Annotated in this window: 22 protein-coding genes; 14 read left to right on the top strand and 8 right to left on the bottom strand. The window is 44.2% G+C overall.

Features of this window, described 5'->3' with window-relative positions; translation table 11 throughout:
- Nucleotides 1–32: 32 nt before the first annotated feature.
- The 4 genes from HQM11_12595 to coaBC form a co-directional block, all read right to left on the bottom strand.
- Nucleotides 33–2,345 (bottom strand): ABC transporter substrate-binding protein, encoded by a 2,313-nt coding sequence (locus HQM11_12595; protein MBF0351864.1) that lies wholly within the window; start codon nt 2,343–2,345, stop codon nt 33–35.
- 211 nt (nt 2,346–2,556) lie between these two features.
- Nucleotides 2,557–3,375 carry a glutaminyl-peptide cyclotransferase gene (locus tag HQM11_12590; protein ID MBF0351863.1) on the bottom strand — a complete coding sequence of 273 codons (819 nt, stop codon included), beginning with the start codon at nt 3,373–3,375 and terminating at the stop codon, nt 2,557–2,559.
- Nucleotide 3,376: 1 nt separating this feature from the next.
- Nucleotides 3,377–4,117, bottom strand: a complete 741-nt coding sequence (locus tag HQM11_12585; GenBank protein ID MBF0351862.1) for a DUF4159 domain-containing protein — start codon at nt 4,115–4,117, stop codon at nt 3,377–3,379.
- A 5-nt stretch (nt 4,118–4,122) separates the two neighbouring features.
- Entirely contained in the window at nt 4,123–5,367 is a 1,245-nt protein-coding gene (coaBC, locus tag HQM11_12580; GenBank protein ID MBF0351861.1) for a bifunctional phosphopantothenoylcysteine decarboxylase/phosphopantothenate--cysteine ligase CoaBC, read from the bottom strand.
- A gap of 368 nt (nt 5,368–5,735) precedes the next feature.
- On the opposite strand from coaBC, the gene HQM11_12575 reads away from it, so the two are divergent.
- The 11 genes from HQM11_12575 to HQM11_12525 all read left to right on the top strand — a co-directional run bounded on the left by HQM11_12575 (nt 5,736) and on the right by HQM11_12525 (nt 13,235).
- The gene (locus HQM11_12575) at nt 5,736–6,128 is read left to right on the top strand and encodes a response regulator (GenBank protein MBF0351860.1); all 393 of its coding nucleotides are present in this window, start codon (nt 5,736–5,738) and stop codon (nt 6,126–6,128) included.
- A gap of 121 nt (nt 6,129–6,249) precedes the next feature.
- Complete coding sequence (locus HQM11_12570; protein MBF0351859.1) at nt 6,250–6,672, top strand: SprT-like domain-containing protein; 423 nt, start codon at nt 6,250–6,252, stop codon at nt 6,670–6,672.
- Between the two features lie 117 nt (nt 6,673–6,789).
- Nucleotides 6,790–7,794, top strand: a complete 1,005-nt coding sequence (gene bioB / locus HQM11_12565) for a biotin synthase BioB (GenBank protein ID MBF0351858.1) — start codon at nt 6,790–6,792, stop codon at nt 7,792–7,794.
- Nucleotides 7,795–7,805: 11 nt separating this feature from the next.
- Nucleotides 7,806–8,957: an 8-amino-7-oxononanoate synthase gene (locus tag HQM11_12560; protein MBF0351857.1), complete on the top strand. Its 1,152-nt coding sequence runs from the start codon at nt 7,806–7,808 to the stop codon at nt 8,955–8,957.
- A complete protein-coding gene (locus HQM11_12555; GenBank protein ID MBF0351856.1) occupies nt 8,954–9,559 on the top strand; it encodes a thermonuclease family protein in 606 nt (201 codons plus the stop codon). Before HQM11_12560 ends, HQM11_12555 begins: the two co-directional genes overlap by 4 nt.
- A 7-nt stretch (nt 9,560–9,566) precedes the next feature.
- Complete coding sequence (locus tag HQM11_12550; GenBank protein MBF0351855.1) at nt 9,567–10,268, top strand: YggS family pyridoxal phosphate-dependent enzyme; 702 nt, start codon at nt 9,567–9,569, stop codon at nt 10,266–10,268.
- A complete protein-coding gene (locus tag HQM11_12545) occupies nt 10,252–11,079 on the top strand; it encodes a hypothetical protein (GenBank protein ID MBF0351854.1) in 828 nt (275 codons plus the stop codon). The genes HQM11_12550 and HQM11_12545 overlap by 17 nt, the downstream gene beginning before the upstream one ends.
- A 26-nt stretch (nt 11,080–11,105) precedes the next feature.
- Nucleotides 11,106–11,360: a YggT family protein gene (locus HQM11_12540; protein ID MBF0351853.1), complete on the top strand. Its 255-nt coding sequence runs from the start codon at nt 11,106–11,108 to the stop codon at nt 11,358–11,360.
- Nucleotides 11,361–11,668: 308 nt separating this feature from the next.
- On the top strand, nt 11,669–12,523 hold the full coding sequence (locus HQM11_12535) for a pantoate--beta-alanine ligase (protein ID MBF0351852.1): 855 nt from the start codon (nt 11,669–11,671) through the stop codon (nt 12,521–12,523).
- Between the two features lie 31 nt (nt 12,524–12,554).
- The gene (locus HQM11_12530) at nt 12,555–12,977 is read left to right on the top strand and encodes a CBS domain-containing protein (GenBank protein MBF0351851.1); all 423 of its coding nucleotides are present in this window, start codon (nt 12,555–12,557) and stop codon (nt 12,975–12,977) included.
- Nucleotides 12,978–13,028: 51 nt separating this feature from the next.
- Nucleotides 13,029–13,235: a hypothetical protein gene (locus HQM11_12525; GenBank protein ID MBF0351850.1), complete on the top strand. Its 207-nt coding sequence runs from the start codon at nt 13,029–13,031 to the stop codon at nt 13,233–13,235.
- Between the two features lie 58 nt (nt 13,236–13,293).
- Here HQM11_12525 and HQM11_12520 read toward each other — a convergent pair whose 3' ends face one another.
- Nucleotides 13,294–14,817, bottom strand: coding sequence for a hypothetical protein (locus tag HQM11_12520; GenBank protein ID MBF0351849.1), 1,524 nt, complete (start codon nt 14,815–14,817; stop codon nt 13,294–13,296).
- A 240-nt stretch (nt 14,818–15,057) separates the two neighbouring features.
- On the opposite strand from HQM11_12520, the gene HQM11_12515 reads away from it, so the two are divergent.
- Nucleotides 15,058–16,671 carry an FAD-dependent monooxygenase gene (locus tag HQM11_12515; GenBank protein ID MBF0351848.1) on the top strand — a complete coding sequence of 538 codons (1,614 nt, stop codon included), beginning with the start codon at nt 15,058–15,060 and terminating at the stop codon, nt 16,669–16,671.
- Nucleotides 16,672–16,771: 100 nt separating this feature from the next.
- Here the strand turns inward: HQM11_12515 and HQM11_12510 are convergent, their stop codons facing one another.
- Nucleotides 16,772–17,038 (bottom strand): hypothetical protein, encoded by a 267-nt coding sequence (locus tag HQM11_12510; GenBank protein ID MBF0351847.1) that lies wholly within the window; start codon nt 17,036–17,038, stop codon nt 16,772–16,774.
- 35 nt (nt 17,039–17,073) lie between these two features.
- Nucleotides 17,074–17,427 carry a hypothetical protein gene (locus HQM11_12505; protein ID MBF0351846.1) on the bottom strand — a complete coding sequence of 118 codons (354 nt, stop codon included), beginning with the start codon at nt 17,425–17,427 and terminating at the stop codon, nt 17,074–17,076.
- 132 nt (nt 17,428–17,559) lie between these two features.
- Between HQM11_12505 and HQM11_12500 the strand changes: the two genes are divergently transcribed.
- Both HQM11_12500 and HQM11_12495 read left to right on the top strand, forming a co-directional pair.
- The gene (locus tag HQM11_12500) at nt 17,560–18,141 is read left to right on the top strand and encodes a helix-turn-helix transcriptional regulator (GenBank protein MBF0351845.1); all 582 of its coding nucleotides are present in this window, start codon (nt 17,560–17,562) and stop codon (nt 18,139–18,141) included.
- Between the two features lie 35 nt (nt 18,142–18,176).
- Nucleotides 18,177–19,112, top strand: coding sequence for a DUF1722 domain-containing protein (locus HQM11_12495; GenBank protein ID MBF0351844.1), 936 nt, complete (start codon nt 18,177–18,179; stop codon nt 19,110–19,112).
- A gap of 30 nt (nt 19,113–19,142) precedes the next feature.
- On the opposite strand, the gene HQM11_12490 is transcribed toward HQM11_12495, so the two are convergent.
- Entirely contained in the window at nt 19,143–20,201 is a 1,059-nt protein-coding gene (locus HQM11_12490; protein MBF0351843.1) for an aquaporin family protein, read from the bottom strand.
- Nucleotides 20,202–20,272 lie beyond the last annotated feature (71 nt).

Raw genomic sequence — 20,272 nt, 5'->3', positions numbered from 1 at the left:
GATTCAGCATTTTTGAGCAAGGCCTGTGATGCTCAGGCAACTCCGTGAAACTCAAACAAAATCATTGTCAGATCGTCGGAGAGCGGTATTCCTGGTGCATGGTTCTGAGCGACATGGTTCAGTAATGTTTGCAGAAACTCATCAGGATCCATCGTGCGGTGCTCCTGGAAAAATTTTGCCAGAGCATCAACTCCAAACTGTTCCTCATCCTGATTCATCCATTCAATGATCCCATCTGTATAAAGCAATCCACGATCTCCCGGGGATAACACAAACTGTTGTTCTTCATGCTGGAAAAAGGTGTCTACACCAACCCCCAGGAAGGGATTGCTGGAAAACCAGAAATTGACATTACCATTGGGTGAGACAATTAAAAGCGGCGGATGTCCGGCCGTTGCCAGAAGTGCTTCACCGGATTCATGGATCTGGAGATGCATTGCCGACATCAAACGATCAATGGGCCAGTTTTTTTCAAGCACCTTATTCACAGAGCGTAGTAACTGCATGGGTCTTTCATCGGGATACTGTGTCAGCAGGGCATTGACCATCATGGTAGACAGCGCGGCTTCGAGACCATGCCCTGTTCCGTCCCCGATAAATAAATTCAGGTGGTTGTTGGAATTCATATAGATTTTATAGATGTCCCCTGAAATGTGGGAATAGGGAATAAAACAGGTGGCAATGGTGATAAAAGCCGGAACATCATCAGTCTGGAACAAATGTCTCTGAATTCCTCCGGCTAAGTTCAGATCACGGAGCATCTGTCTGTTGTGGGTTTCAAGTTGTCCGGATTTTTCTTCCAGCAACCGCGATTGTTCTTCAAGTTTATCCAACGCCTGTTCTTTTTCTTCCTCAACTTTTTTCTGAAGGCTGATATCCGTGATGAAGCCTTCCAGATATAGCAGATCTCCCTCCGGAGAAAAAATGCCCCTTCCCTGTTCCCAAACCCATTTCACAATTCCAGTCCTGGTTTTTATCCGATAAGTCAGTTGATATGGTCTGAATTCCCTGAGTGCCTCATTAATGTTTGAACTCACCATGGATTTATCTTCGCGCAAAATGATATCATTGTACGATAACTGAGCATTTTCCAGAAGTGCTTCTGCCTGGTATCCTGTGAGGTCTTCACAACCGTCACTGACGTATTTCATGGTCCAGTGCAGATCATTGCGACAACGGTATGCCATGCCCTGCAAATTTTTCAGCAGATTTGATTTGGAGCGTTCACTTTCAAACAGTTTGTTTTGCAATTCTTCGCGTTGCTTGATTTCCAGAGCAAGGTTTCGGTTCAGTTTATAGAATCTGGCAGAAACCATAAATCCAAGAGATCCAAGAAAAGTCAGTCCGGCAAGAGTCCAATAGAACCAGCTTAAATCGGGTAGGGGGTTTTTATCATACAGAAACTCATCGAGAGAAACATCTCCGGAGATCATGTTCATTTTGCGATATATCTCAGAAATATGCTTCCAGCGACCGGGGTTCATGTAACCCACTTCCACCACATCGGAAATAATCAGATGTTTGGTTTGATCCGCCTCAAATTTCAAATGTTCTCTGGAATGTCGCCGGCTGTAATGGGTCAGGATCAATTCAATGATTTCCTCAGAATGATTCAGCGCATATTCCCAACCCCTGGTGGAAGCCTTGAGAAATCCAAGGACCCGCTTTGGATGTTTTTTAATCTGTTCTTCCATGGTGAACAGAATGTCTCCATAAAAATCTATGCCACCCGCTCTTGCCGAAAAGACGTTATATTTGATGCCTTTTTCTTTTAACAAGAAGGGTTCATCGGTGGAATATGCAGTCATCGCGTCAATGTCGCCGTTAAGGATTTGTGAGATATCAAACGTATGCGGATATAAAATCAGTTTGGAGGCAGGTAGATTTTCAGTTTCCAGATAGGCTAGAATTTCAGCGGCATGGTGCTCGATCATGAGTTTCCGGTTGAGCAGATCATGCACGGTGTCAATTCCACTTTTTTCCGGTGCCAGCACAATCAGGGGCGAGTGCTGGTAAATGGCACCTAAGGCCACAACGGGATGACCTTTGGCACGCAGAAGAATCAAATCGGACATGGCAATTCCAAACTCTGCTTCACCAGCCAGAACAGGCTCAAAAGAACTGCCATCCGCAGGCGCTTCCAGAATTTTGACAGCCAGTCCTTCCTCCTGGAAAAAACCCTTTTCCACTGCGGCATAATACCCTGCAAACTGGAATTGGTGTTTCCACTTGAGTTGTAGCGTAACACTATCAAGAGAAGGCAATTGCTGGGCATAACTGCCTGGAACAGGAATGATGCCTGAAAGAATGAACGCAATGCAGAATGTCAGTCGTGATATGTTCATAAAGATTCCAGTGAGTAGTGTTGTTCAGACGACATAATGCCTGATGAGATTGTAAGGGCGAACCTCTGTATGCGTCCTGCTCCGGGACAGACACACAGGTCGGCTCCTACAGAATAAAACACAAATCAGGTGGAACAGCAAAGATCCATTTTTTGACACAGGGCCGAAAAAGTGGTCAACTCCCAACAGCGGCCCACAGGTACAGTGAAATTCAGGGGTTTTTCCTGATCTCGAACAGTTTGTTCCAACGTTTGCCGGTGACCAGCAGTGTGCGTTTGTCAGGATCATAGGCAATGCCATTCAATACTTCGGCTGTGGCTCCCAACGCTTCATTCCATAAGCTTTGAAGATTGATCCAGCCCAAAACATTTCCTGTTTCATGATCAATCCGCACAATAAAATCTGTTTGCCAGACATTGGCCCAGATCTCTCCCTCTACATATTCCAGTTCATTCAACCGGGTCACCGCACAGTTTTGTTGCCGGACCTCCAGCGTTTTTATGATCGCCCTTGTGTGAGGGTCAAGGAAATAAAGGGTTGATGAGCCATCGCTCATGATCAGATGGGTGCCATCCTGGGTCAATCCCCAGCCCTCTGTTTGATAGTCAAAGGTTCCGCTTTGTTCGAAGGTGGCAACATCATAAATAAAGCCGGTTTTTTCACGCCATGTGAGTTGATAAAGCCGGTTGTCAAACAAGGTGAGACCTTCAGCAAACCACTGGCTGTCAAGCGAAATTTTGCTAAGAACAGTGCCTGTTGCCAACTCCACTTTGCGTAGTGAAGAATGCCCATACAAACCTGTACTTTCAAACAATTCTCCCTGATGGATCAAAAGTCCCTGGGTGTAGGCATCAGAATTGTGGGGGAAGATTCGCAGGATCGTGATGTCATCGATCTGATCCACATAGGCATTGACACACGCCGGTGGGTGAGGAAAACGAGATTCGTTATGATGGGTGGAATGGGTCCATCCACAGGCAGAAAGCAGGAAGCACCCTGTCAGGACGAACCCCTTGTGAAAAAATTTCATATCACCGGCGTCTTAGCAGAATGGTTGGTAAATGCAGTTGATCGCTTTTGTAATTTCCTGTCTGGAGATACATCAACAGATTCACATAAAATCTCAAATGAAGTTCCAGGGGAAATTCATTCAACAAGGGGCTGACTTCTGACGCGACAAAAGAGTTCCAGTTCCAGGCGGTTGACTGATTGAGTATTATGATGAAGCGGCCATCATTTTCCAGCACCGAGACCGGATTTCCGCCCCGGGCATAGCGCATTTTTTTTTCAAGCAGATAAAAACTGAACGAAAGGGTATGACTGCTGTTGAGCGGAACCCAGCCTGAATTGGCAAAGATCTGCTCCCCCCACTGTTTCCACTGTGAAATGACGGGATTGCTTCCAGAGCATGCGTCCAGAAACAAGGTGCCGCCACTATTGAAAAAATCTCTCCAGGCAAATTTTTCAGCAAGCTTGAGGACCGGGGGTTCCCGGCACATTTCCAGATGCAAAAAGGGATATTTACGCAGATTTTCAAGAGAAAACTGAACGCGTTTCCGGACCGGATTCAGTTTGAGTGAGGTTCTGCCTTCAATCGCTTTTTGCACATTGTGGATGGCGGAATCAGAATGGAGAACTTCCTGAAAAGTGATCGTGACCCATTCAAAAAGGTCATGATTCTGCTCAGGCGTCGTAGAAATCACGGGAGGTTGGGCCTTCAGTGAGTGGATTCCGGACAGCATCCAGAGAAGTGCTCCAAGGAAAAATTTCATGTGTTTCAAAGGCTGTTTTCCAGATAATTGATCAAGGCTTTGGCAATTTGTGGTTTACCAGTGGCAGAAACTTCCTCAAGTCCGGGCGCTACCAACCAGGCAACCTGCTCCCCATGGGGTCCTGATTCTTCACCCCGGTTGGCAACAACGAGGTTATAATTTTGTTCGAGTCGTTTTCGGGCGATGCTCATCAAAGCCTGATGTGACAGATTTTCCTCATATTTGAAAGTAACCATGAACAGTTCAGGAAATTGTTGACGAACCAGTTGGATTACTTTTGGGGTAGGAACCAGCTTCAATGACAATTCAGCGGTTCCACTGGGGATTTTTCCGGGATGAATCATTTCGGGTTGATAATCGGCTACCGCCGCGGAAAAAATGCCACAATGAAAGGTCTGACGTGTCAAGGCTTCTAAAATCCGGGTTTTATACTCGTCAAAGGTCGAGACTATCTGTGATTGAAGAAATACCGGGGGCGTGTTGCTTCCTTTTCCCAGAAGCAAATGGACATCGGCACCACGAAACCACGCTTCGCGAGCAATTTCAATGGCAAGCGCACCCGTGAAATGGGTCGTTATCCGGCGGATGTGGTCGATGGGTACAGGGGTGGGGCCGCCAGTGATCAAGATTGATTTCTCGTTGAGCTTCGATTGATTCAGGGCGCGGATTGTATGAGCTGTCAGTATCTCGTTGGATGGCAGATTGTTTTTGCCATTTTCCTGACGTGGCGGGATCAGGATGACACCTTTCTGCTGTAATTCTCCCATGGATTTGGTCAGAATGCTGTTGTGCATGGAACCGTGCATGGCCGGAGCCAGCAAAACAGGTTTATGAAATCGTTCCAGTTTGCCCAGAGCGGAGGCCAGCGTGGAAGTCACCACGGAATCCGCAATGCCGCAGGCCATTTTATTGATAACAGAGTAAGTGGCAGGGGCCACCAGCCAGGCATCAAACGGAAAAGTATCGCTTAAATGCTCCGCCTCCGCAGTGAACTCGTCGATGACTTTATGCAAAGAGGTCCATTCCAGCGACTCTTTTGACACATACCTGAGGCCTTCCTGTGTGGCAAACACCACCACATCCGCGCCTTCACGACGAAGATCCCGCACCAGATCAGGTGTTCTATAGGCGGCAATGCTTCCGGAAATCAGAAGCGCGATCCTTTTTCCTTGCAGATGTTGTCCTTGCGGGGCGACATCATGATCTTTCAAAGCTGAATTTTCTGGTGGAGATAGATCCCATGACATGATCAGGCCATCCTTTAAAAAGGTTCCTGCTGTAAATAATTTGGTGATGAAATCCTGTGGCCCGCCACGATGTCATCCGCGTGAAAACGGGGATCCAGGAGTGCGCCGATGGATTCCGTGTCAAGCACGGAATGACACCTTGCGATGGCTTGATTCGGTTGCCGTCACCAGAAAATTTACAGCAACAAAAGGTTTGTGATACTGATAACGGTTTCAATATCTAACTCAACCCCTGTTCAAAACAAGTTTTTTACATCAGACTGAATCTCACTGTAAAAAAAATCATAAAATTTCTTGCTCTTTTTTAGAGTTTGTCTCATTTCCTAGCATGATTTTTTTGCAAAAAAACTATAGGAGACCTTAATATGTCGATTAACGAGAATTTAAACATCCTGGTGGTTGATGACTCACCCACAATGAGACGTGTGGTAGTAAAAGCTCTGTTTGATGAGGGATTGAAGAATGTCACTGAAGCCGATGATGGAACAACCGCATGGCAAAAAATGGAGATTCCCCGTGATGAACGAGATAAATTCCAATTGATTATTCTTGATTGGAATATGCCCAAAATGAACGGGATTGATTTTTTGAAAAAATTGCGGGAAGACGAACAATATAAATCCATCAAGGTGTTGATGCTCACTGCGGAAGCCAAGAAAGATAATGTGCTGGCGGCCATAAAAAGCGGAGTCAATGGCTATATCGTCAAACCCTTTGACGCAAAAACGCTGATTGATAAATTGAAACAAATGTTTCCTGCGTGAGACGTTCATGAGTGGCTCTAACCCTTTTGGTTTTCTGCAGAAAGCATTCCTCACCTCAACTTCTGACACTAGAACAAAGCCCTATTCTGATAAATCTGAGGATCCCCTTGAAGTGCGTGTCATGGCAGAAGCTGAACGGCTTTTACGGGAACACTGGCTTTGGCAGAGAGGATGGCGGTTTGAACTGGATAATGCCCGTCGCAGGGCTGGAAACTGTCGTTATCGAGCAAAAAAAATAACGATGTCCCGTGGTTTTGTCAGATCCGCCGGCAACGTGGAAATCACGGATACCCTGTTGCACGAAATCGCTCATGCACTCGTGGGGCCCAGTCATGGTCATGACAATGTCTGGCGAGCCAAAGCCCAGGAGCTTGGTTGCTCGGGGGAACGTTGCCACTCTGTAGAATTTTCACAGTCTCCCTATTTTAAAAAATGCGTCAATGGCTGCTGGCAACTTCCAGCTTTTCGCAGGAACAGAGCCATTCATCGCTATCGTTGCAAATATTGTGATGGAAAAGTGGTGTATATCGCCAATTCCGCATGATTTATCCTTCTGAAACACTCCCTGAAATAACTTGAAATAAAGTGGATGCTCTTTTATGAAACAGCATCATGCTTCCATTTTTTTGTCATAAGACACCAACTCTATCAGAGAAATTCAATGCAGGAAACCCGACATAACTGGACTTTGGACGAAGTCACCGAGATCTACAACACCCCGTTGATGGATCTTATTTTTCGTGCGGCAACCATTCATCGTGAAAACCATCCATCGCGAGAAGTTCAGAAGTGCACCTTGCTCTCCATCAAAACTGGAGGCTGTACTGAAGATTGTGGTTATTGCCCACAATCTGCCCGTCACAAGACCAGTCTGCCCGCAGAAAAACTGATGAGCCTGGAGCTGGTGGTTGAGGCCGCAAAAAAAGCCAGGGAACACGGGTCCTCACGCTTCTGCATGGGTGCGGCCTGGAGAAATGTTAAGGATAATTCAGAATTTGACAGGGTTCTGGAAATGGTCACTGCCGTCAACAAGGAAGGGTTGGAGGTTTGCTGTACGTTGGGAATGCTGAATCAGGATCAGGCTGATAAACTGGCCAAAGCCGGATTGGCCGCCTATAATCATAATCTGGATACTTCGGAAGATTATTATTCAGAAATTATTTCTACCAGAACCTATAATGACAGGATCAAAACCATTAAACATGTTCAGGAGGCAGGTATCTCTGTTTGCACAGGGGGCATCATTGGCATGGGCGAATCTCACAGTGATCGCATTGGCATGTTGTTCACTCTGGCCAATTTGACTCCACACCCTGAATCGGTGCCAGTCAACGCATTGGTGCCAGTCAAAGGAACTCCTCTGGAAAATCAGCCACTGGTCGCTATCTGGGAAATGATACGCATGGTGGCAACAGCCCGGATTATCATGCCCAAATCAACAGTGCGGTTGTCTGCGGGAAGAACCCAGATGAGTATGTCTGATCAGGCCTTGTGCTTTCTGGCGGGAGCCAATTCCATTTTCGCCGGCGAAAAACTGTTGACGACGCCCAATCCTGATGTGGATCTGGATCAGCAGATGTTTGATATTCTTGGCCTGGTACCCCGACCTGTCAATGAATACACCATTGGTCATGATCATGATCACCACCACCATCATCACGGTTGATTGGACCGTTTGTGGATTCCTTTGAAAAATTGCTCCAGAACCTGTTGCTGAAACGTCAGGAGGCAGGTTTGCTTCGCCAGTTGGAGCAATATCATTCCCTCATAGATTTCTGTTCCAATGATTATCTGGGATTTGCCCGATCCCATGAGTTGCATGATGCTGTTTTGCGAAAAATGGTCGCCTTGTCGCCTCCGGCCACAGGTTCCACAGGCTCCAGACTGATCAGCGGAAACAGCCTCCTGGCTGAAGCGCTGGAAACACGTATCGCAACCTTTCATAAGGCTTCGTCAGGTTTATTGTTCAATTCCGGCTATGACCTCAATCTGGGATTTTTCAGTTGTGTCCCCCAAAAAGGCGATACGGTACTGTATGATCAATGGATCCATGCGTCGATCCGTGATGGTCTACGACTTGGAGTTGCCCGGCATTTTTCCTTCAGACACAACGACCTGAACCATCTGAAAGAAAAACTGCGGCAGGCTTCCGGGCAAGTGTTCATTGCGGTGGAATCGGTATATTCCATGGATGGTGATTTTGCGCCGCTGACAGAGTTAACCTCACTGTGTAAGGAAACAGGCGCAATGCTGATTGTGGATGAAGCCCATGGGACCGGGGTTTTTGGTCCACAGGGCCGGGGGCGCGTGGTTGAACTGGGACTGGAGAGTCAGATTTTTGCGAGGATTCATACGTTTGGTAAAGCCATGGGGTGTCACGGCGCAATATTGCTTGGTCCGGAAATTTTGAAAAATTATCTGATCAATCATGCCAGATCCCTGATTTACAGTACCTCCCTTCCCGCACACAGTTTGATTTCCATTCAATGCGCCTATGATTTTCTGGAACAACATCCGGAAATGCTGGAGGCCCTTCATGAACGGATCAGATTTTTTCGGTCGCAACTCCGTTCCGGTTCTGCTATATCGTTTCTTGAGAGTTACAGTCCAATTCAGGGGGCACTCATTCCTGGAAATGAGAAGGCGAGACAGACAGCCTTGTTTCTGCAAAAATCAGGGTTTGCGGTCAAAGCGATTTTAAGTCCGACCGTTCCCGCCGGAACTGAGCGTCTCAGAATCTGCCTGCATGTTCATAATCAACAAGAGCAGATTATGCGGTTGTTGGAGGCCTTGCATCATTATCAATCAATTTCACAAGGAACATCATGATGGCTGCCAGATCCCTGTTTATGATCCTGTTCTTTTTGTCTGCGCTCAACACACAGGCTCAGTCGCTCAGTGAAAGCCGAAGCAATTTATTCAATAGCCTGGGCGATCAATCCGGGCAGGCTTTTCCTGATATGCTGGAAGGTGTGGTCGGGAGAGTTTCTGATTCGGAAAGCATCTGGATTCGCATTGATGACAAATCTGAATTTCGAAAATGGACCTTTAAATTGTCCAAAAACAATCTTAATATTTCCCGTCAGGAAATCAGAGTATGGTTGCGTTTTGTGTCACCAGAGCAATCCATCAGTCAGGGCAAGGCTTATAATGACTGGTTCAAAAAAAAGGTGGCTTATGAACTTGGCAAACTGTTTTATGGGCGCCGGGTTCGGGTCGAGTATAAATATCTGGATAAAATTTATCGTATGGTGGGTGAGCTTTGGGCCAGTGATACCAGTATCAACGAATGGTTGATCAAAAATGGCTGGTCGTTTTATCTTCTGGAAGACACGCCGGGCAAATACCATGTCGATTATCAGAATGCCGAAAAATACGCGCAGGCCAATCAATTGGGCTTGTGGAAACTGCAAGCACAACCCGCGAAATAAACACCTCATGACCAATTTGTATTCCCTTGAAAATAACCTGAAAGACCTTGTGCAAAACATCACCCATCAGGCCCTACAGGCTGGACGCGATCCCAAAACAATCCGTTTGATCGCTGTTTCCAAAACCCATCCTGTAGAAGCCATCCGGTTGGCCGTGGAAGCTGGCCATATTCAATTTGGGGAAAATCGGGTTCAGGAAGCCATTCCTAAAATTGAAGCGTTGAACAGGGCCGATGTGGAATGGCATCTGATCGGACATCTTCAAAAAAACAAAGCAAAATTTTGCGCTGGAAAATTTCACTGGATTCACTCACTGGATTCGAAGGATCTGGCCGCATTGCTGGAAAAAAAATGCGCTGAAGCTGGCTGGACCATGCAAGTGTTGATACAGGTAAATATCTTTGGAGAAGATTCCAAGGAAGGATTGTGTCGCTATGACGATGTTCTGGAACTTGGCACCACCCTGCTGCAATGCAAACACCTCGTCTGGCGAGGCTTAATGACCATTGGCGATCCTACCCTGGAGGAGGCGGCTACTCAGGCCGGATTTCGGGAGTTGAGTCATTGGCAAACTAAAATGAAACAGCATTTGGGATATGAGGGCTTGACGGAGCTATCCATGGGAATGAGTGACGACTATCCGTCAGCCATTCGTGAAGGGGCAACCATGATTCGTATAGGGAGGGCTATCTTTGGGCAACGTGGTTGAACTCAAAACGCATGAAATCATGAATGACGCAGAGTTGGGCACTTTGGGATTCATCGGTTGGGGTCCTTTTGGCAAAAGGTTGCAGGCCGTGTCCCAAGGGCAGAAATTCCGGAACACGCCGGTATTCTGTATCCATCCGCTGACAGAATTACCGGAAAATGCTTTGTTGCCTGGCACTCGGGTGGAATGGAATCTGGATCAACTTTTCAGTCAGTGTAAACTGATTTTCATGGATTCAACGTTCCTCGAGTTCAAACCCTTGCTGACCAGGATCAGGTTATTGATTGCGGACAGGCATATTCTGGTTTTATTAAAAAATGATGTGTCCTTTGCCCGGATGACTCAGGAAATCAATCCGCATAAAATGGTGCAATGTGTTTCGAATCATCCTGTCAATCCTCAGGATTCTGTGATCGCCTTGACAGGATCAGAACTGGTGGATAGGGAGGACATGAATCAGGTGCGGCAATGCCTGTCGATGTTTTCCTTCATTCAGGAGGTTCACACTGAATATCAGTTGGATACTCTGGAAAGAATCTTTCATCTGGGAGCCTTGACTGGAAGTGTTCTGATTGAAGCACTGACTGATGGTGGCGGTGCCTTGGGGCTCTCAAGAGAAGAAACCGCACAAGCCATTATTCATGTGATGCATGGAATGGTGAAGGGGCTGAAACAGTCAGAAAATAGTCCTGTTTTGTATAAAAATTCATTGCTGGAAGAAACTCCACGGGCCGCTAAATCCTTGCTGGCTTTAGAAAAATCAGGTTTTCGAGGGGTGTTGATGGAAGCGGTGGAACCTCGTAAAAACTAACTCATATTTCTAATATAAGGAGAATCATGACATCACTTTTTGTATCCATGATCCGAGTCCTGGACGCTGCTTTAGGTCTCTACAGTTTTTGTTTGCTAGGCTATGCGGTTATGTCTTGGATTCAATTTGATCCGTTGCACCCTGTCAACAGGTTTCTGAGCAGAGTCTGTGAGCCTGTTTTGACGCCAATCCGCAGAACCATTCCGCCAATTGGAAATCTGGATATCTCCGTTGTGGTCGCGTTAGTGGGAATTCATATAATCAGAACGCTCCTGTTCTGAGTTGGGCGAATCCTGACGGAAGGATTGTTCAGTCATCGGAACTTTATTTTTGACAACGGCACGTTGATAATTTAAATAAAATCCGAGACCTGTCATTCCAAAAAAAAACAGTATCAAAAGCCAACGGAGAATTTCCATTTTATCAGGAATTTTCATAGTGTTTCATGGTTATGATGTGAATCCGGAGATGCATTTGTGTCATTTCGACGATAGGAAAAACTTTCAGAATTTTGAGATGACAGGAATATTTCAACATTGAGCCGATATCTTCAAGTTTCCTTTTGATCAAAAATAACTCCATGTGATTTATGAACAGCCAAATCTTTCAATCCATCGAAGCCTTCCGGAAATATCGCTCCGCCTTGAAGGGCAAGGTCGCAGTGGTGCCTACAATGGGTGCGTTGCATGAAGGCCATTTGAGTCTGGTTCATCAGGCTCGAACTGTTGCCGATCATGTGATCATGACTATCTTTGTGAATCCCTCACAGTTTGGACCGCATGAAGATTTTAATAAATATCCCCGAACTCTCGAAAATGATGTGAGGCTTGGCCAACGTGCGGGCGTGGATTGTTTTTTTACGCCGGAAGTATCAGAGATCTATCCTGAAGGTTATGGAACCTGGGTCATACCAGAAACGCCCGTCTGCCAAAAACTTGAAGGCGCATCCCGACCCGGGCATTTCAGAGGGGTGACCACGGTTGTTTTGAAACTGTTCAATATCATTCAAGCTGATGTGGCTATTTTTGGCAGAAAAGACTATCAGCAATGTTTGATCATCCGTCAAATGGTCAGGGATCTCAATATTCCAATTCAACTCATCGAAGCCCCGATTCATCGGGAACCAGATGGCCTGGCCATGAGTTCGCGCAACCGGTATCTGTCAACAGCGGAAAGAGAATATGCCCTGGGAATCCAACGGTCGATGAAACTGGCAAAGTCTCTTGTCCTGGAGGAAAAAAAATATAATTTTTCAGAAATCATCAGTGTTCTACACGCGGAAATCCTGACACATTCCTCAGTTCGTCTGGATTACGCCACTTTTGTTGATCCTGAAACCCTGGAACCCCAGTCACATTTTGAGGGACAAACCTTGTTTGTTGCCGCGGTCTGGGTGGGTAAGACTCGTTTGATTGACAATATCACCATAGAATCTTCAAAATAATCCCCAAAATTGGGTTTCCGGTAAAGGACTTATGCAAAATTTTGTGAATGGCAAGGTTGAAAATGGAATGACCAGAAATGTGATCACGGTACATCCTGATATGAGTATCCATGACTTGGAATTATTGTTTGATGAATATCAATTCAATATGTTTCCCGTGCTTGAAAATAAGGAACTGATTGGAATTGTTTCACAATACGATTTTCTAAAAGCGTTTATTGTGTTTGGAACCGACCTGAGAAATCCGCGACCCTATGAAAATATTGCTCAGGAACGAACCATTCGACATATTTTTTCCCAACTTGTGACAGTCAGAGCATGGCATCCGCTGACTTATGTTCTGGAACTGATGGCACAGTCCAGTATTCACAGTTTTCCTGTGGTGGATGATGACAAACAATTGGTTGGAGTGATTTCAAGGCGAGATTTGATTCGATTATTAAAGTCTCAATAAAAATGCCGGAGTGGCATTACAACCATCAATTCCATCCTTAATAATGAAAATATGAGCGAATCTTCAGAAAAAATTCTGGTAAATGTTCATGGTGCCCTGAAATATGAGGAAACCATACAATTGTGGCTTACGGAGAATCAGTTGGTCGAGGGCGAACGTTTTATTTATGAGAATGTGGGGTATGAAATCACCCATGTGATCAGGGAGGATGTGGAACGCCCCATCGTATATGTCCTGGTGCTGGACATTTTTGTTTAAGGAACGTTTCAAGCCATTGATTGATTTGTTTTCAAGTTGTTCGGAGAACAATGCGGGGTCATTGATTTCTATGAAAGTGGGAACGTTTTGAACTCCAATAGGATTGTGGGTCCAGATTGGCCTGTTTGAGGGACTCAATTGCTTTTTCAAGGGCTTCGTCTTCCGCTGTTGAGGGTTTGGGCGGGTGAGATTCCTTGTAGCGTTCCAGTTGGGTCAGTTGTTTGGAAACCCCTTTATCTTCCTGAAAATAGAGTTTGATCATGGCTAACTGTTCTACAGCTTGAATCCAGAACACACTTTTGGTTTTCAGCATGATCAATTCCAACCGTTTGATCACTTCTCTTAAATTTTTTTCGGCTTCATGCTTTTTGTTGATCTGCATGTAAAGATCGGCCTGAATCAATAAATAAAAAATTGATTGTTGCTGATGAAAAAAAGTCATCTGAACCTGACGTGATAATAAATCATGCGTGTAAACGGCCATGGTATAGGTGGCAATAGCCTGCTCTAGGGGACGCTTTTCTGAAAGAAGTTCTTCCAATGTGCCCCTCAAGATGGATTTTCGTCCATTAATGGTTTCTTTCCACCTGACTGAAAATAATTTAACATCAAAACTTGCCGGCATCTGGATTTCACCATGCAAATGAAAAAAATGTAGAATGTCACTGGCAAAAAAACAGTTGGGGCAGACTGTGATTCTTTGTAAATTGAAATTGCAAAGTTCCTTGCCTTTGTAGGCTTCTGTATAGATCGGAACCCAGAAAATATTGGTTTCAGGAATCATGTTTCCAGGACGCAACGACCAGAAGGGGATTTCTGATGTCATGCAAATACGGCACTGGACATATCTTCCGGCAAGAGCTGATGATTTTGTAACCAGTTCTTTTTGTGCGCCAATAATACAGGAGTCAGGATCAACAATCTGCAGAACACCATGATTTACATTTATTTCTTCCTTGAACTCAAGCTTGATGGCGATTTTCCCGGATGATTTTTTCCGAAACCATTTTACAATGCAGGGAATCACACTGCACAACATTTCTTCTTCGTTATTTTTTGCATAAACCTGTAATTCTCCGACAGTCATGGGATTGACCACATAATCCAGATCCACCATGCAACCAGTAAGCGTCATGTCTTTGCATCGCACCTCTTCCTGGGATCCCTGAACTTTTAGCAATCCTCTGGCAACTCGAGATTCCAGATTTTTGTGGGCAATGGATAAAAATTTTTCAGTGATACTGGGCGGAAATCCAAGTATTTCACCTGCTGAGTGTAAAAATGAAGTTTCATTTTCATGAAGATCTTCATCAATGATGGCAATTTGGGTCAAGTGTTTTAATATGGAAAATGCCGCGTTTTTATCGAGGCTTATGGCGGGAAGTTCAGGAACTTTTCCCTGTTTTACGAAGGTTAGAATTTTATTGATGGATTCCCGATCATTCAGAAAAGACATGGCTTCTTTTAAGAACACCAGTTCAGAAGAGTCTACACGTCCATCCGCAATGGCCATTCCAGCAATGGCATGAGCGATCCAGTTTTTTGCGTTGGCGGGCATGTCTTCATTGAGCAAAGATTCCATGTCTGACCTCAGATAGTTGATTACAGAGTTTTAAAATACACATTATTCTCCTTACAATATGCATGCAGGAACTGAATGATGAATGTCAAATGAAATGATATTTGTAATTTTTTACATAAAAACATGGACAGTTCGTATCGAGTATTTTAGAGAACATTGAAGCCAATTTTTTTCGACGAGATAAACAATTAGAATTTTTTCTGGAAAATTCCTCAAGATGTTCTTTAGAAACCAAAAACTATGAAAGATATTCCAGTCACTGTTGTTGGTGGTGGCCCAACGGGTTTGCTCGCTGCAAATTTATTAGCGCGATATCATATCAAGACACAGGTACTTGAGAAAAAAAAAGAACCGTCTTTTCAAAGACGCGCTGTACTGATTGATGATGAAGGACTTCGTATTCTACAAAATATCGATTTACTTGATCAATCCAGCGATAGCATTCACACAGGGGTACCACTCCATATTCTATCCTCCACATTCGGAACCCTGTATCGAATTGTGCCTGCGGCCAATGAAAAAAACTTCGGTCATTATCGCCTGAATACGTTTCTGGAACCTGTTCTGGAATCGAATATGATGGCGAATCTGAAAAAATATCCGCATGTGCATGTGATTCCTGATGCGGAGTTGATAGCCTTTAAGGAACAGGAGGATGGCTTACTCGTTCAATACAAAAATCAAAATGGAGAAATTCATGAGTTTAAAACCCAGATTTTACTGGGTTGTGATGGTGAACACAGTACTGTCCGAAAACTGATCGGGGAAAAATTTAATACAAATAATTATTGTATCAAATGGCTTACTGTTGAAACAGAACATGATTTTTTGCCGACAGATTATATCGAGTTTCATTGTAATCCTGAGCGTCCAGCCATTTGTTATCCGTTGCCCATGGGACATCGACGATGGGAATTTCTGGTGTTGCCCGGGGAAGACGAAGCGAGCCTTTTACAGACTGAGAGAATCCATCAATTGCTAAATCCCTGGATTGGAGACCGTACCCCGGATATCAGTCATAAGCAGATATATAATGTCTATGCAAAGACGGTTGATCATACATGCAAAGGCCGGGTGGTGCTCTTGGGAAATGCGGCCAGAATGATTCCGACCTTTGCTGGACAGGGCGTGATTTCAGGGTTCAAGGATGTGCTTAATGTGATCTGGAAGGTCGTGTTATTGATTAAAGGCAAAGCAGGAAAAGATCTGCTCAATAGCTATGACAATGAACGGGGACATCTGATCAGACATGAAATTCAGATGGCACGCATGAATCTGGAAATGTTGACCTATTCCAGCAATGTCATGGCCCTTTTACGGGACTCCCTGATCAAGTATTTCAATAATTCAGCCCTTGTGAATAAATGGTTGTTTGATAAGGCCTTGAAACCTACACCCAAAATTCCCTTGGGAAAAAATAGTATCGTAGTATCTACCTCGTCAAATGATCAGGATTATGTGGGTCAGCTTTTTATCCAGCCATCCATTCAGCTTGTCAGCGGAGAAAGAAAACTCCTTGATGATTGTATGGGGCCTTATTTTACTTTGCTGGGATGGAATTTGAATCCGTTGAATCTATTGAATCAGGATTCGATCATTGCTTGTCAGGCGATGGAAATGAGTTACATCCAGATTGTTTCCATAGACAAACTGTTGAATAAATCGCCAACCCCCATGGATGATGCTCGATTAGTCCGCGTGATTGATGTGTATGGTGATTTGGAAAAATATTTTAAACAAATCAAAGGCATTGATTTTGTTCTGTTAAGACCCGACCGTTTTGTTGGTGGAATGGCGTCTTCAAAACAGTTGAACAAGATGATTCGAAGTTTTCAGAAACGCTTGGTTTTTTAGGGAATGATTGAGAGAGGGAAAGGAAAGAGACCAGGGGAGGAAACCTCTTTCCTTTCAAAAATGAACCACTGGTGTGGTTCATGGTGTCGCACCAGACACCCTATGCGGCTTTTCCGGGGAGTTTGTTCAAAATATCGGTAATCAATTCTTCAGATTTCTTACTGATAGTTCTGATATTTGTAAAAACATCATTGGACAATCGTCCCTCCATGGATTTAATATCTGTGGCGATGTTTTTAAGGACGTCAACCTGTCCAATAGAGGCAAACACTCTGTCACTCACACTGTGATAGACTTCTTCAACACGTCCAACATTTTGTAATGTAAATTCATGAACTTTTTTATTGATTTCATTCAGCTTTTCCATACATTCCTTAGTAATTAAATTGTTGTGTTTAGAAATTAAGCTTTCTTTGCTGTTGTTTTACTGGTTGTTTTTTTTGCTTGAGGTTTTGTCTTGTTAGCTGGTTTAGCTGTTGAAGAATGTGCTTTGGCTTGTGAGGCCGATACAGGTTCAGGTATCAAGGTTGAAAGGTAGTTGCTCAATATTTTATTGATACTCCTGATCTGGTTATAGACACTTTCTGTGGCCTTATCATGTAAGGCTCGAGCTTTTTGAACTGGAGTCTTGAAGGTTTCCACACTTTCAAGAAGTTCAAAGGGATGGTTGACCAGTGTCTTATGGATGCTCTCAACAGCATTCACAGTGTTTTCCAGCGTTTGTTCTACTTTGTTTTTGATTTCTGTTGCATTCATACTTCCTCCAAAATTATGAGATTGATTTGGTTTGTTGTTTATCGTGATCAAATAGTAGTTTATCTGTTTTAATAAGTCAATACTTATTTATTAACTAAATAAAAATAGTCAAAATTTAACTATAAAATAACTATGAAACCAGAAAAACAATTTCTAAAACTCCTTGGGGAGATCGTCAGCGGAGCCAGACTTGAGAAGGGCCTGACCCAGAAAGAGCTTGGTATGGAAATAGGTTATGCAGAAAATTCAGCGGGCCAGGTGATTCACAAAATAGAAGAAGGCAAGATAGCGATACCCAAACGTAAAATCACAAAATTGATGGAGGCCTTGAATATAACTCCCGATAAACTTGGTTTGGAGCAATCCGTCTCGTTGCCAATGTGGATTTCAAGTCAGGGGAAAAAAGGTGGGAGTAAAACCATAAAGGACTTTATTTCCACGGCGGGAGCTCTGGCATCAGGTGTTGTGGGACTTTCCGAGACAGTGGCTACAGGCGTTGCTGAACTGTCTGAAACCATCGTAACAGGGATGGTGGGAATTTCGGAATCAGTAACAACCGGATTGAATCAGGTGAAACATCTGGATATCCGGAAAAAACGACCTGTGATTCTGACTGATGCACAAAAACTGGAAATGATAGATCTACTATGTTCGGGCAACAAGGAGCATAAATACCGGATTTGTGAGATCCTGAATATCAAGGAACAAGAATAAATATTTCAATCACTGATTTTCTCCTGAGTCATACCATGAACCAAATTCGTCCCGTTGTTGTTGTTTCCCAATGTCTGGAGTTTGAATCCTGCCGATATAATGGACAGGCGATGCCCAATGATTTTGTCAGAAAATTGAATCAGTACGTTGATTTCAAAAAAGTCTGCCCTGAAGTCGCTATCGGTATGGGAATACCACGGGAACCCATCAGGGTTGTGATGAATCATCAGGAGAAAATTCTGCAACAACCTGCGACGGGATTGGATTTTACACAAAAAATGAGAGATTTCTCTCACTCTTTTGTCAATGAACTGGCCGATGTGGATGGGTTTCTACTGAAGGGGCGTTCTCCTTCATGTGGAATCAAGGATGTAAAAATTTTCCCTGCGATTGATTCAAAAATCCCGATTGGGAAAAGTTCCGGTTTATTTGCTGAGGCGGTAGTGCAAAAGTTTGAGGGCTTGGCCATTGAAGATGAAGGACGATTGCATGATGTCAGAATCAGGGAGCATTTTTTGACAAAACTTTTCACTCTGGCAAGATTTCGACAGGTAAAACAATCAAAAAATATGGCTGAACTGGTTCAGTTTCAATCAGAAAACAAGCTGTTACTGATGGCCTACAACCAGGCACAGATGAGGGTTTTGGGAAGACTTGTCGCTAATCCGGATAAAATGCAAATTTCAACAATATTGTCACTTTATGAAAGTGAACTAAAAAAAGCACTTTCCAGACCAGCCAGGATCAGCAATAACATCAATGCCTTGATGCATGCACTTGGCTATTTTTCAAAACAGTTGCAAGCAAGGGAGAAAGCTTTTTTTCTGGACGCCCTGGAAAGTTATCGTAATGAAAAATCATCTTTCAGTGTAATGGCACATCTCCTGAGAAGCTGGATCGTTCGTTTTGAGACGGATTATCTGGCTCAACAGACGTTTTTCCTGCCCTTTCCTGATGATCTGAATCAATGATCCATGTTCCCGGGTTTAGCACATTGTCAATCAGGCTGGTTTAGCTGTAAGTTGACTGAAGCCTTCGAGGTCTTTGATTGGTCCCAATTCTTCTTCAAAAATAATTTTAAGTCCTAGAATACGATTCTGTATTTCAGCATCACATTGGGCGAACTCTGACAACAGATGCTTGAGCGCTGTAATCGCCTCTGCCTGTTGACCATTTTTCAATAAGTTGTATGCATTTCGAACGGTACTTTTATCCGGGGCAGTTGCGGGTTTTACCGTTTCAGTCGATGTCGGGACTTGAATTGTTTCTTTCAAAGAAGCTGCTTCAACAGGTCGGGATACGGTATTGTTTTTTTTCTTTGTTTGAGATTCCGTCAGATTTACGAAGGTCGGAAATCCAGTTTCCTGGATGAGACTGAATACAAACGCCGCAATCAATCCACCCGCAAACTCCCCAAACATGTACGGAAAAAAATGATTGAGGTTCAAGGAGACAAGTGCAGGCCCCAGGTAACGTGCTGGATTGGCAGATCCTCCCGTCATCGGACCCGCTAACAGGATCAATCCGACTAAAGTCATGCCAATCGCGATTGGTGCAAACGCTCGATGAGGATTATCCTCATGGGTTGAAAACAATATGGTTATCACCAGCAAAAATGTGATCAATCCCTCTAAAAACATTCCTTTGGCAAGAGAAACCTTTGCAGCCAGAACTGGTGTTCCCAGCGTCGCAAGCGCAATTTCATCGGGAAAGAAACCCGCGAGCATCAAGGCCGCTGCGATGGCGCCAGCAAACTGGGCGGCGATATAGCCGATACACAAGTCATTGTTCAGTTTTTTCTGGGACCAGAACGCGACTGAAACCACAGGATTAAAATGGCCTCCGGAAATAGAACCTAAAGCAAAGATCATAGCCATCAAGGTCAATCCATGGCCAAAGGCGATTCCAGTGAGACCCACCTTTCCATCAGGCAATCCTAAATGTGACATTCCTGTGTGATTTTCCATGATCACACAGCCTGCACCGACCAAGACCAGGGCAAAGGTTCCCAACATTTCTGCGAAAAGCGCTTTTCTATGTTCAAAGAATATTTCCAGCATAAAAATTATTCCGTTTTATTAATGACTGATACGGGAGACCATAGCACCAACCATTTAAGAGGGACAAGATG

The organism is SAR324 cluster bacterium (genome assembly GCA_015232315.1).
Lineage (GTDB): Bacteria > SAR324 > SAR324 > SAR324 > NAC60-12 > JADFZZ01.
Note: the sequence above shows the minus strand (reverse complement) of the source record. Positions and strands in the feature narration are given on the sequence as shown.

Coding starts and splice junctions, on each gene's coding strand:
- HQM11_12595 (MBF0351864.1), bottom strand. CDS start 2,345: ATGAACATATCACGACTGACATTCTGCATTGCGTTCATTCTTTCAGGC.
- HQM11_12590 (MBF0351863.1), bottom strand. CDS start 3,375: ATGAAATTTTTTCACAAGGGGTTCGTCCTGACAGGGTGCTTCCTGCTT.
- HQM11_12585 (MBF0351862.1), bottom strand. CDS start 4,117: ATGAAATTTTTCCTTGGAGCACTTCTCTGGATGCTGTCCGGAATCCAC.
- HQM11_12570 (MBF0351859.1), top strand. CDS start 6,250: ATGGCAGAAGCTGAACGGCTTTTACGGGAACACTGGCTTTGGCAGAGA.
- bioB (MBF0351858.1), top strand. CDS start 6,790: ATGCAGGAAACCCGACATAACTGGACTTTGGACGAAGTCACCGAGATC.
- HQM11_12555 (MBF0351856.1), top strand. CDS start 8,954: ATGATGGCTGCCAGATCCCTGTTTATGATCCTGTTCTTTTTGTCTGCG.
- HQM11_12550 (MBF0351855.1), top strand. CDS start 9,567: ATGACCAATTTGTATTCCCTTGAAAATAACCTGAAAGACCTTGTGCAA.
- HQM11_12540 (MBF0351853.1), top strand. CDS start 11,106: ATGACATCACTTTTTGTATCCATGATCCGAGTCCTGGACGCTGCTTTA.
- HQM11_12535 (MBF0351852.1), top strand. CDS start 11,669: ATGAACAGCCAAATCTTTCAATCCATCGAAGCCTTCCGGAAATATCGC.
- HQM11_12530 (MBF0351851.1), top strand. CDS start 12,555: ATGCAAAATTTTGTGAATGGCAAGGTTGAAAATGGAATGACCAGAAAT.
- HQM11_12525 (MBF0351850.1), top strand. CDS start 13,029: ATGAGCGAATCTTCAGAAAAAATTCTGGTAAATGTTCATGGTGCCCTG.
- HQM11_12520 (MBF0351849.1), bottom strand. CDS start 14,817: ATGGAATCTTTGCTCAATGAAGACATGCCCGCCAACGCAAAAAACTGG.
- HQM11_12515 (MBF0351848.1), top strand. CDS start 15,058: ATGAAAGATATTCCAGTCACTGTTGTTGGTGGTGGCCCAACGGGTTTG.
- HQM11_12510 (MBF0351847.1), bottom strand. CDS start 17,038: ATGGAAAAGCTGAATGAAATCAATAAAAAAGTTCATGAATTTACATTA.
- HQM11_12505 (MBF0351846.1), bottom strand. CDS start 17,427: ATGAATGCAACAGAAATCAAAAACAAAGTAGAACAAACGCTGGAAAAC.
- HQM11_12500 (MBF0351845.1), top strand. CDS start 17,560: ATGAAACCAGAAAAACAATTTCTAAAACTCCTTGGGGAGATCGTCAGC.
- HQM11_12495 (MBF0351844.1), top strand. CDS start 18,177: ATGAACCAAATTCGTCCCGTTGTTGTTGTTTCCCAATGTCTGGAGTTT.
- HQM11_12490 (MBF0351843.1), bottom strand. CDS start 20,201: ATGCTGGAAATATTCTTTGAACATAGAAAAGCGCTTTTCGCAGAAATG.